The following is a 12,061-nucleotide window of genomic DNA, read 5'->3' on the forward strand; positions in this document are numbered from 1 at the left end:
AATAATCAAGAACTGGATAGTTAGTTTCAAAACTCAGCTATCCAGATTTTTTATCAGGCACACAAATTAAAAATCACCTGTTTTCGGACGAAACGGGACTAACAGTTAGGAATGAAGAAAGCACTAAAAGTATTGGCAATTGTAATACTGACCTTATTGATTTTGGTAGGCGTATTGATTTGGGGAATACAGACACCTTTCGGACAGAATTTTTTAACAACACAGGCTAATTCATTTCTACGCAAGAAACTTAAAACCAATGTAAACATCGAGAAGGTAAGGTTCGATATTCCGGACTGGATCCTGCTCGAAGGCGTTTATTTTGAGGATACACACGGCGACACGCTCGTTGCCGGAAAGAGATTGTATGTTGATCTTGACATGTACAGCCTTATTAAAGGAAATATTGGCATTAACAAGATCGAGCTCGAAGGGATTAATGCGAATATTAACCGCGTGCTCCCGGACACCGTTTTCAACTTCCAGTTTATCATCGATGCATTTGCTGGTTCGGACACCGCAGCTGTTGAAACCGATACAAGTTCAGCGCCGATGGAAATGCGCCTGGATCAGATCGCATTGAAAAATGTCCGGCTTTCTTACCGCGACGCCGTAACCGGGATGGACGCACTTGCGAATATTGATTCGGCAACGGTGAAGTTCGATAAGTTCAATCCATCCTTATCCCAATATCACCCGACAGCCGTAGCGCTGATGAACAGCCAGGCAAAGTTGCGGATGTATCCTGCATTAAAAACAGCTTCTGCCAGTCCCCCGCCCGACCCGGCCGATTCGCTGGATCTGAAACTCGGGGATATTGATATTACCCAATTTAAATGGCAGTTTGACGACGAGGTTTCCGGTTTGAAAAACGGTGTGACGGTTGGAAAATTCTCGGGTCATGTGAACAAGATCTTCATGGGAAGCCAGCAGGTAGATGTGAGGAATGTCTCACTGGAAAACATGTCAGTATTTGCTGAATTCGCGAAAAAAGCAAAAGCAGAAGCCATAAAAGATACGATTGCCACCGCAGCCAATGCTCCCGCCGCCGAATCGCCAGGCTGGAATGTTAAAGTGGGTGACATTAAGCTGGTTAATAACGACATCCGTTACGACGACAACAATACTCCTGCCCAGCCGAAAGGTTTGGATTTCGCGCATTTAAACATCAAAGATCTGAATATCGATCTGCAGAACTTTATTTTCTCCCCCGAAGTCATTTCCGGCGCATTGAAATCAGGTTCTTTTAATGAGAAAAGCGGATTTAAATTACAGGAATTCCATACCGATTTTGCTTACGGAGCGCAGGAAACCTATTTAAGAAACATGCTCGTTCGAACACCGAACACCACATTGCGGGACGAACTTACGCTTCGCTACCAAAACCTGGATCAGCTGACAAAAGACATTGCCAAAGTAAAGTTGAAGCTAAGCCTAAAAGACAGCCGTATTGCATTCGCTGACATTCTGTTACTGGTTCCTGATTTGGCAAAAACACCTCCATTCGACTCAGAACCAAATGGCGTGGTAAAAGGCTCCGGCCAAATCACAGGTTCTGTGGACGATATGCTGATTTCGGAAGCAAAATTCAGCATGTTAAATGGAACAGTTTTGAATGCGACGGGACGTATCCAAGGTTTGCCAAATGCAGATAAGCTGGCGATGGATTTGAATATCAATGAGATTTCTTCTACAAAACAGGATCTGCTCAAAATGCTGCCGGATAGCGCAGTTCCAGCTTCGATCGAACTTCCTGAGAATATCAAAATCTCCGGAAAAGTAAAAGGATCAATGGAAAACCTCACATTGACCACTACCATTAATACTTCATTTGGTACCGGTACATTTTCGGGAACACTGGTAAACATTACGGACAGCATTCGCGCCCGGTATAACGGTACGCTTGCATTTAATGAATTTGACCTGGGCAAGCTCATGAAACAGCCGCCGCAGGAAATGGGCAAACTTACATTGCGCACCGATCTGGAAGGTGTGGGTTACGCTCCGAAAACGATGGTTGCACGGTTGGATGGTAACATTCAGAGTGCGGACATTAAAGGATATGTGTATACCAATCTGAGTTTGCGTGGCGATGTCGATCACGGTATGGCGAATATTTCAGCCGATATGGAAGACCGCAACATTGATGTAAACCTCACTGCCCAGGCCGATTTGTCGAAAGAATTTCCTTCTGTCAAAGCCGATGTTCATATAGATCACGTGGATCTGACTGCGTTAAACCTATATGCCGATTCGATGCAGGTAAAAGGCAATATCAAAGTGGATATGCCTTCGACAAACCCTGAAAATCCACTCGGAACGGTCAATATCGATGACCTTGTGCTGACGCATCACCGCCGGCCCATCGCCATGGACAGTATCAGCTTGGCACTGACTGATTCGAGCGGTGAAAGGCAGGCTACTGTGGATTCGCCTTTCCTAAAAGTGAAAATGGCGGGCAATTATGTTTATACCGAGTTGGCCGATGTGCTTTTGACCGAAGTAGGTAAGCATTTCAAAGCTCCGAGCATTACCTATAAAGAAGTTACCAGGCCGGTCAATTTTACAGTGGATGCGACTGTCATTAACCACCCGGTTATCAAAACATTTGTCCCGCAATTGAGGGAAATGAACCCGGTTCAGTTTCACGCGCAGGTGGACAATCAGAAAGACTCTTCTATTGTCGCCAGGCTAAGCATTCCAATGGTGGATTACGACAGCATCCGGACGGAACGCGTTACAGTTGACGTGATAGCCCTGGAACAAAATGCGGCTTTGAATGCGGATGTCGGCATTGTGAATGCAGGTAGTTTCAGAATCCAGAATGCATCGCTACGCAGCGACATTGAGGATAACGATGTGAAATTTGACTTTGTCGTTAAAGATTCCCTGGCAGCCGAAAGGCATATTGTGAAAGGTAATCTGGCAATTGCGAACAACCAGTACCGGTTGAATCTTCGAGATAATTTGATGCTGAATTACGCTAACTGGGCGACAGACACATCCGGTTACATCCAGTATGCGACAGATAGTTTGTATGTTAAAGACTTCGTGATCAGCAATCAGGGTCAGTCTTTAAAAATCAACAGTACGTCGGCGGAGCCAAATAGTCCGCTGGACATTGCGATGACCAACATTTCAATCGGCCCGCTCATTGAAATCGCGACCCGCGATTCGACCATGGCAAGTGGGATTTTGAATGGACAGATTTTGCTGCGTGATTATATGAAAGCCCCGGTTTATACCGGAAAGCTAACGATTGACAGTCTTGCAGTAACAAAAATTCCCGTAGGAAATCTTTCCATTGAATCAACCAACGAAACGGAGAACCTGATCAGAGTGGCGATGACTTTGATTAATGGGGAAAATGATCTGGGATTGACTGGCAGCTATAATCTGAAGTCCGACAGTCCGATGGATTTCAACCTCAACCTTAAAAAACTGACCGCAAAAACCATCGAGGCATTCAGCTTTGGTCAACTGAAACGGGCCGAGGGTAATATGACCGGCGACATTAAGATCACCGGATCTACGGATAGCCCGAAATTAAATGGTGCAGTAAATTTCAATGAGTTTGCATTTACACCTACCCAACTAGGTTCACGGTATTCACTGGCAAACCAAAAAATCTCATTCAACAACCAGAACGTCAATTTCAACAATTTCATCATTGCCGATTCCTTGAACCAGCAAATGAAGATCGATGGAAATGTGAGTCTGGCGAATATTCCGGATGTAGGGTACAATCTGACCATTTCAGGCAAGAACTTCAATGTTCTTAATTCAACCCAAAAGGAAAACGAGCTGTTTTTTGGGAAAGCGAATATTGACGCGAACCTGAGTGTGAAAGGTCAGGGTTCAAAATCGGTTATCGACGGTAGTATTAAGGTTGATCCTGGAAGCAATGTGACCTTCGTCATGCCAAATGACGCGACTGAGGCCGGCGACGCTTCAAAAGGAATTATTGAATTCGTAGATATGAGCGATTCTACGCAAGTCGCTAAACTTGATTCGGTACCAACGAATATAATGGTTGATTTTGCTTCCCAGATCGACTTGGAAATCTCGGTAGATGACAAGTCCGAATTTAAGGTAGTGATCGACGAGCTGAATGGAGATAATATCCGCCTGAAAGGAAATGCCCAGCTGAATACGGGAATCGCCCCGAATGGTCAGCTGTTTCTTCTGGGATCCTATGACGTAACCGAGGGTTCATACGATTTGACATTGCAAATCCTGAAAAGGCAATTTGAAATACAAAAAGGCAGTACGTTGCTCTGGACAGGTGATGTAATGAAAGCGGACCTGAACATTACCGCTTCATATCCGGTCATGGTCGATCCAGGTTCCATTGCGGAGAAATTTCAGGGTGCCAGCAAAATACCGGTGGAAGTGCAGATCGTGATCACGGGTAACCTTACTACACCTAACATTACTTTCAACGTTGTATTGCCTGAAACCCAGATCGACGAACAGGTGCGCAGTGACATTTCTAACCAGACTTTCTGGAGCGATATGCAGAACAATCCGTCGGAAATGAACAAACAGGCGTTTGCGCTGTTGATCACCAATAAATTTATCACTGATCAATCCTCACCTGGTTTCAATCTTGGTTCAAGCGCGGAAGCTGTCGCCCGCCAGAGTGTGAGCCAGTTGCTCAGCGATCAATTGAACAACCTTGCCTCCGACCTGATCAAAGGCGTAGACCTGGACATTGGCCTCAATTCAACCGCTGATCAAACAACCGGTGCAAGAACGGACTTGAATCTTGGTTTGAGTAAAGCATTCTTAAACAACCGATTGAAAGTTTCGGTGGGTAAGAACTTTGAACTGGAAAGTCAAAGCAACTCGGCCAGTTCAACGGAAGTGTTTGACAACATCGCGCTCGATTACTCCATTACCAAAGACGGCCGGTATCTTTTCCGGGGTTATCGTAAAAATCAATATCAATCCATTTTGGAAGGTTTCATCATTGAAACCGGGGTAAGTTTTATTATAACGGCAGACTACGATCTGTTCCGTGAAATCTTTCAAAAGCAGAGAAATGAAGAATAGTTTATTAGTAATACTGATTTCATGCATTGTATTGTCGGGCTGCTCCGTCAATAAATATATCCCCGCCGGGCAAAGTCTCTATGTAGGCAGCTCAGTGAAAGCTACCGCCGACACGATCACAAAACCGAATATTTCGGGTCTGGAAAGTCAGCTGGAAAGCATTATCAAGCCACCGCCGAATAAGACACTTTTCGGCTTTCCATACAAAGTGTGGTTTTACTATTGGATTGGAGAACCTAAAAACGAAGGTGGCTTAAAAAGCTGGTTTCGCAATAAATTGGGTGAAGCCCCACGCTTTGCTACGCAGCGCATTGTGGATATTAATGCAAAGAATATGGTTTCCTTTCTGGACAATGAAGGGTACTACCGTTCTTCGGCATCTGGCAAACTTGTACCGAGCAAAAAAGAAAAGCGAAGGACCGCTACCGCTGAGTATGAGGCTTACATAATGCCGAGATATGTGATCAATGAAATCAGCTACGTGGTACCCGACAGCTCATTGTTCAACCGAGACCTCGTTTTATCCAAAAAGGACACGTATCTGAAAAAAGGGGACCCTGTGAGACTAGACGTGATTTCGTCCGAGCGTAATCGCATTGATCTTGAATTAAAGGGAAAAGGATATTACTATTTCAACCCCGACTATCTGATCATTAAAGTTGATTCCACCATTGGAAGGGCCGATTCTACGCTGGCCCCTCAGCAGGTCAACCTCTTTCTGGAAGTCAAAAAAGAGACAGCGCAAAATTATCTGAAACAGTATTTCATCAACCGGATCTTTGTAAATACCGGCACGGACGCAAATAAGGCAACGGCGGATTCGGTTGTAAACCAGGGACCTGTACGTCGGGGGCTTACGATCAATGACCCGGGCAAACTCTACAAAAGGCGGATCTTCTATGATGCCATCGGTTTCAGAAGGGGAAATATGTACACCAATACCATGCACGACGTATCGCTGCAACGACTGGTTAACCTTCAAAATTTTAAGTTTGTAAGAAACCGTTTTGATCTGGTACCGAGATCTGACTCAGCTTTACTGGACGTACATTATGATCTCTCGCCTTTAAAGAAAAAGTCCATTCAGACTACGATTGCTGCCAGTACCAAGTCCAATAACCTGGGTGGTTCGCAGCTCAATCTGACGTGGCGCAACAAGAATACATTTAAAGGCGCCGAAATGCTTTCAATAAGTCCCTATTTTGGATTTGATGTGCAGTTGGGAGGTAACCGGGCGCAATCCACCACGAATCGTGCAGGAAATGAATATATCCGTTATGGAGTTACCGCAGATCTTTCATTTCCAAGGTTTGTGATTCCCTTTGCACGGATCCGTCCTGAGAAGAGTCAGGTATTGCCTAAAACGATTCTTTCTTTGGCTTTCGAAAACAGAATTCAACGTAATTTCTACACCACGAGATCGATCCGCGGGGATTGGTCATACGTATGGAGGAGAAACAAAGAAGTTGAGCACACTTTGACACCTATTTCAATCAACTATGTTGAACCCAGGAAGGTTAATACCGAACTTTTAGGAGACATCGGTGATGATCCAAACGTGAATCCATTAGATATTTTAAGACTTTTCCGATTAGTTGACCAGAAGTACTTTATCGCTGGATCAAACTATTCTGTTTCATACCGCCCGACACCGAAACCATTCAGCAGAAACCAGTTCGCATTGTCAGGCGGAATTGATTATGGCGGAAATCTTCTGAGTCTGTTTGCAAAACGGCCACCGGCCCCGAACGATACTTTACCAAAAGAGTTTTTGCGCGTTCCGGTATTTCAATACATTAAACTGGACGGGGATGTAAGGTATTACAGAACCATTACCCCGTCGATCAAATGGGCAAACCGTCTTATTTTGGGAGCGATTCGGCCGTACGGGAACTCCAAAACCATGCAGACTCCGCTATTCAAGCAGTACTTTGGCGGTGGCAGTACCGGAATTCGGGCCTTTAGAGCCAGATCGCTCGGCCCGGGATCTTACCCCCCTGATACGCAACAGATTAACTTGTTTGGTTATCAGTCGTTTGCGGATATCCGAATGGAATTCAATAGCGAGGTCCGGATGGCATTTACAAAAATTATAAATGGTGCAGTCTTTGTTGACACCGGAAACATCTGGGCATTCGGGGACAGTCTGCGGGCAAACTACGATTCGCGGGGGCTAATCAGCAAAGGATTTCTTCGACAGTTGGCAGTCGGCGGCGGTATAGGTCTGCGACTCGACTTCTCATTCCTGATTTTCCGGCTCGATCTTGCAACTCCATTCCGCAAGCCGTGGTACAAAGGACTGGCTGACCCTGACAACCCCGACGATCCGACCAAAAACAAAAATCCCTGGGTGTTCAACGAAGTCAATTTTGGAAGCAAGGCTTGGCGGAAGGAGAATCTGATCTTAAATATTGCTGTTGGGCTGCCGTTCTAAAATGTTAATGCACCCTGTTCCAATTATTTCTGACAACAGAGAAGGTTTTACCTATTACAGTAACCGTAGCTTTTAAGGTGATTTTTCCCTGCTCATTTACTGACAGCTGGGATCGAAAGTAAATCCCATCCAAAGCCCTCGCGCGCTTAGAGCGATGATTAACGGTCGGTCAACCCAGGCTCCGCTGTGGTAAACCCAATCAGGTCAGCATCTGAACTGTTAGATTGAGATATTGAAGTGACTTCTGCCTCGGCAACTGCTAAAAGTCCACTTATTGGAAGGCTAAAACAACCTTACTTAATCTCCTGGCACAACTCGATCAACATCCCATTCGTACTTTTGGGATGCAGGAAACAGACCAGTTTATTGTCGGCACCTTTCTTCGGAGCTTTATTTAGCAGTATAAAACCTTCGGATTGCAACCGTGCCATTTCGGCAACGATGTCATCCACTTCAAAGGCGATATGGTGAAAACCTTCGCCTTTTTTATCTAAAAATCCGGCGATAACACTATCGGGAGAAGTGGCTTCCAGGAGCTCGATTTTGGTTTGATTAATTTTAAAAAAGGAAGTAGCAACCTGTTCGGAATCAACAACTTCCCGCTTATATGGCGAAACCTGAAACAGAGCGGAGAAAAGCTTCTCAGCACTTTCAAGCTGTTTGACAGCAATACCGATATGTTCTACATTAAGCATAGATCCTGATCTTTTTTAACGGCGATTATCCTGGTCGCCAACCATACTCAGGTAGCTTTCGTAACGACTCAATGCGATCTCTCCCTGCTCCACCCCACTTTTTACAGCACACCCGGGCTCATTGATATGCTGACAGTTATTGAAGCGGCATTGATTTAAAAGATCGCGCATTTCCGGAAAATAGTGACTGATCTCCTCCGCTTTCGTATCAGCCAGACCAAGCTCTTTTATCCCCGGCGAATCGATGATGTAAGTATCCGGTTCCAGTTCAAACATTTCCGCAAAAGTCGTTGTATGAACGCCTTTGTTGGCAAATGTGGAAACTTCCTGCGTTTTGATATCCAGGTCCGGCGCAATCGCATTGACCAATGTAGATTTACCCACACCCGAGTGCCCGGAAAGTAAGGTTACCTTTCCTTTGAGCAAGGATGCGAATTCGCCCAGGCCATCCTCCTCCAAGGCTGTTACGGCCATGCACGTATAACCAAGACTGGTATAAAGGTCCATCAGCTCGGACTGAAATTCCTTCATGTCGTCGTTCAGCAGATCCTGTTTGTTGAACACCAACACCCCGGGAATGCGGAAAGACTCGATCGCGACGAGAAACCGGTCGATAAAGCCAAGAGAAGTTCTTGGAAAAACAAGCGTTGCAATCAAAACCGCCTGGTCGACGTTTGCAGCGATAAGGTGTGCGTGGGCTGTTTTGTGTACCGATTTCCGGATTACATAATTTTCACGCGGTTGTATTTCATGGATGATCCCAAAGTTCTGCACCTCGTCTTCCACCTCGAAATGGACGTAGTCACCGACCGCAATCGGGTTCGTGACTTTCAGTCCTAATGCCTTAAATTTTCCTTTCAGTCTGCATTGCCAGATGTGACCGTCGCGACTGTCCCGCACCTCATACCACGAACCGGTAGAACGAAGTACCAATCCTTTAATCAAGCTCATTCTTCCTATTTTTCCTGCAAGTAGCGAATTTTAAGGGAGTTTCGAAGAAACAAGCAAAATTAAACCACTAAAGGTTAAAATATGATCAATATGCTAAGTAGTTTTTTGGTCAGTTGTGTTTTTACCCCTGGCGCTTTATTCCAGAATACCTGGCCAGGCGCATCTTAATGAGGATAATTGATTTGGGGAACCACACTTTTAATCACGTTTATCAGTCAAAAATAAAATAGTAATATTTTTTAATATAGCAAGTAAATTAAAGGCTTTATTCATACATTAGTGCGTTTAGATCATAAGGAATCTTAAAAACAAACACCACAGAATACTCACTCCCCACAATGGACCTAGTTGCAGAAGAACCCAATTCCGTCATTGATATTCGCAAAAACCGCATTCGAAGTAACCTTTTACTACATTTATATCAGTCAGGCGACACGTCGATCAATAAGATGGCGAGGCTGTTTCATGCGAGTATTCCGTCTGCAACAGGTATTGTAAATGACCTCATGCGTGAAGGCTGGATTACGGAAACGGGCACTGGCCCTGCGCGAGCCGGGAGACCGCCGGTTTTGTACGGTCTTAGTGCAAAAAAGTACCTGACCCTGATCATGGATATCAACCGCCATGACACGCAGCTGGTAATATTTGATTTACACAACCAACTGATCGTCAAGCGAAAAGTAGATATCCGACTCGATGATTCCATTACTTTTCTTGAGGAGCTTTTTGCAGCTACCGACGACTTTCTGGAATCTAACAACATTAGTTTCAGCAAACTTTGGGGCATCGGCGTATCCATGCCAGGACTGATCAATACATCAAAAGGCATTAACCTTACCTACCCCAACCTTACACCTTCGGGCGTACCCCTGGTGGCCCATTTGAAGAAACATTTCAAGCTGCCGGTCTGCCTTTTCAACGATACCAAAGCAACTACGATCGGTGAGCACCGGTTTGGTTTTGCGGTCGAGAAATCGCAGGTTTTAACGATCAATATTGACTGGGGCGTCGGTTTGGGGATTGTTATTAATGGCGAAGTTTTCAACGGAGCTTCCGGTTTCGCCGGAGAACTTGGCCACATTCAGGTTAAGCCAGATGGAATGCTCTGCCATTGCGGAAAAGTTGGCTGCCTGGACACCATTACTTCTGCCATTGCGCTGATCCGTCAGGCGAAAGAAGGCATTCAGAAGGGGAGAGCTACGATACTGACGCAAATCGTTAATAATGATCTGGATCTTCTGGAAACTTCACATATCATCGAAGCCGTTCACGCAGGTGACGAATTTTCGATTGATCTTTTGAGCAAGGTAGGAACGGAACTTGGTAAAGGACTGGCAACGGCCGTGCATTTGTTCAATCCCGAAGTGATTATTGTAGGAGGTCTTTTAGCTGAGGCGGGACCATTTATTTCCAACCCTATCGAGCAGGCGATCAACAAATACTGTTTATCCGATTTCAAAAATCCTTTATCGATCCACATTTCCAAACTTGGCGCCAAAGCTCGTTTGCTTGGCACGCAGGCTCATTTATTTGAGCATTTAATCGCAAAAGAATTTCCTTGATACGTATGGGTTGATGCGGACGCCGCATCAACCCATTAATTCCTCTACTTTTCTCATAATCCTTTCGGTAGCACCGATTTTGCTCAGAACATAATTACGGCTGATCTTTCCTGCTTCCAGCCTTTTCTCCGAATCCTGTATCCATGAGCTGACAATCTGTTTCACCTCATTACTATCCCGAACCACAAAAGCACCACCTTCCTGAATCAGGTCGGCAGCTTCCTGAAAACGATGGTAACTTTTGTTTCCGAAAACAACCGGTAAACCAAACGTCGCCGCTTCCAGCACGTTATGCAACCCCGCACCGAATGAGCCGCCTATAAATGCCGCATCGCCGTAGCGGTACAAAGAAGAAAGCATTCCGATGTTGTCAATAATCAGATAATCAAAGCTTTCAGGCTGCCCGTCTGTCATTTCGGAATACAAAATGGACGTTCCTCCCAGCTTGGCACGCCACCCTTCAATCTCTTCCCTTTTTATTTCATGTGGCGCGATAATTGCTTTAAACTTTCCTTTCAATGCATTTAGTGCCGGAATCAAAACCTGCATATCTGCATCCCAGACGGAGCCTGCAACGATACAAAATGCCTGGTTTCTGAAGCTGGCAATCTCAGGTAATTCCCTCGCTTGCGATGCAATGGTCTTAACACGGTCGAAACGGGTGTCGCCGGCCATACTGATTTCTGAAATCCCGATCTCGGTTAAAAGCCTGACCGACTCCTGGTTCTGAACGAAAATGTGACTGTACCTTCGCAGCATTTTTTGAAAAAATCCGCCAAATGGGCCAAAGAAAGATTGATTCTTTGAAAAAATAGCCGAGAAAGAAACGATGGATGTTCCTGTTTTTTCCAGCTCCCGCAGATAATTGAACCAGAATTCATACTTGATAAAGAACGCGATCCGGGGTTGGACAATGCGGATAAAACGTCGCGCATTTGCCCGGGTATCTACCGGCAAATAACAAATGTAATCCGCTACTTTGTAGTCTTTTCGGATCTCATAACCAGACGGAGAAAAAAAGGTGATCAGGATAAAATGATCCGGATAACGGTTCCGATAAGCTTCGATGACGGGCCTGCCCTGCTCAAATTCCCCTAGAGAAGCTGCGTGAAACCACGCAACCGGCCTGTTACCGGCTAGCGCGGCAAACGAATGTTCCAGCTTTTCGAGTAACCCTTTTCGTCCTTCAACCCCGAGTTTTATTTTAGCATTAAATGGGGCAAGAAATTTAATAAGAAAGGCAAAAAGACTAATTGCAAGTTGATAGGTGAATTCGAGCAAAGGAATCTGAGTAAAAGGAGATTATGTTTAAAAAATGTTTCGAAAAATCACGCTGATCCGTAATTTTTGGCAGGCTTTTTTCT

The 12,061-nt window shown here is 45.1% G+C and carries 6 protein-coding genes; 3 read left to right on the forward strand and 3 right to left on the reverse strand.

Going from position 1 to position 12,061, the window contains the following annotated elements:
• The first annotated feature begins 111 nt into the window (after nt 1–111).
• Nucleotides 112–5,055 carry a translocation/assembly module TamB gene (locus LZG72_RS24315; protein WP_233877738.1) on the forward strand — a complete coding sequence of 1,648 codons (4,944 nt, stop codon included), beginning with the start codon at nt 112–114 and terminating at the stop codon, nt 5,053–5,055.
• Nucleotides 5,045–7,489 carry a BamA/TamA family outer membrane protein gene (locus LZG72_RS24320; RefSeq protein WP_233877739.1) on the forward strand — a complete coding sequence of 815 codons (2,445 nt, stop codon included), beginning with the start codon at nt 5,045–5,047 and terminating at the stop codon, nt 7,487–7,489. The genes LZG72_RS24315 and LZG72_RS24320 overlap by 11 nt, the downstream gene beginning before the upstream one ends.
• 293 nt (nt 7,490–7,782) lie before the next feature.
• Here the strand turns inward: LZG72_RS24320 and mce are convergent, their stop codons facing one another.
• Together mce and rsgA are read right to left on the reverse strand one after the other, a co-directional pair.
• Entirely contained in the window at nt 7,783–8,184 is a 402-nt protein-coding gene (gene mce, locus LZG72_RS24325; RefSeq protein WP_233877740.1) for a methylmalonyl-CoA epimerase, read from the reverse strand.
• 15 nt (nt 8,185–8,199) lie between these two features.
• A complete protein-coding gene (gene rsgA / locus LZG72_RS24330; RefSeq protein ID WP_233877741.1) occupies nt 8,200–9,135 on the reverse strand; it encodes a ribosome small subunit-dependent GTPase A in 936 nt (311 codons plus the stop codon).
• Nucleotides 9,136–9,473: 338 nt separating this feature from the next.
• On the opposite strand from rsgA, the gene LZG72_RS24335 reads away from it, so the two are divergent.
• Nucleotides 9,474–10,697: an ROK family transcriptional regulator gene (locus LZG72_RS24335; RefSeq protein ID WP_233877742.1), complete on the forward strand. Its 1,224-nt coding sequence runs from the start codon at nt 9,474–9,476 to the stop codon at nt 10,695–10,697.
• A 27-nt stretch (nt 10,698–10,724) separates the two neighbouring features.
• Here LZG72_RS24335 and LZG72_RS24340 read toward each other — a convergent pair whose 3' ends face one another.
• Complete coding sequence (locus LZG72_RS24340) at nt 10,725–11,978, reverse strand: 3-deoxy-D-manno-octulosonic acid transferase (RefSeq protein ID WP_233877743.1); 1,254 nt, start codon at nt 11,976–11,978, stop codon at nt 10,725–10,727.
• Nucleotides 11,979–12,061: the final 83 nt, after the last annotated feature.

It is taken from the genome of Dyadobacter sp. CY323, from assembly GCF_021390245.1.
GTDB lineage: Bacteria > Bacteroidota > Bacteroidia > Cytophagales > Spirosomataceae > Dyadobacter.

What these genes read in the sequence shown, in the direction of transcription:
- rsgA (WP_233877741.1), bottom strand. Translation starts at nt 9,135, where the DNA reads ATGAGCTTGATTAAAGGATTGGTACTTCGTTCTACCGGTTCGTGGTAT.
- LZG72_RS24315 (WP_233877738.1), top strand. Translation starts at nt 112, where the DNA reads ATGAAGAAAGCACTAAAAGTATTGGCAATTGTAATACTGACCTTATTG.
- mce (WP_233877740.1), bottom strand. Translation starts at nt 8,184, where the DNA reads ATGCTTAATGTAGAACATATCGGTATTGCTGTCAAACAGCTTGAAAGT.
- LZG72_RS24320 (WP_233877739.1), top strand. Translation starts at nt 5,045, where the DNA reads ATGAAGAATAGTTTATTAGTAATACTGATTTCATGCATTGTATTGTCG.
- LZG72_RS24335 (WP_233877742.1), top strand. Translation starts at nt 9,474, where the DNA reads ATGGACCTAGTTGCAGAAGAACCCAATTCCGTCATTGATATTCGCAAA.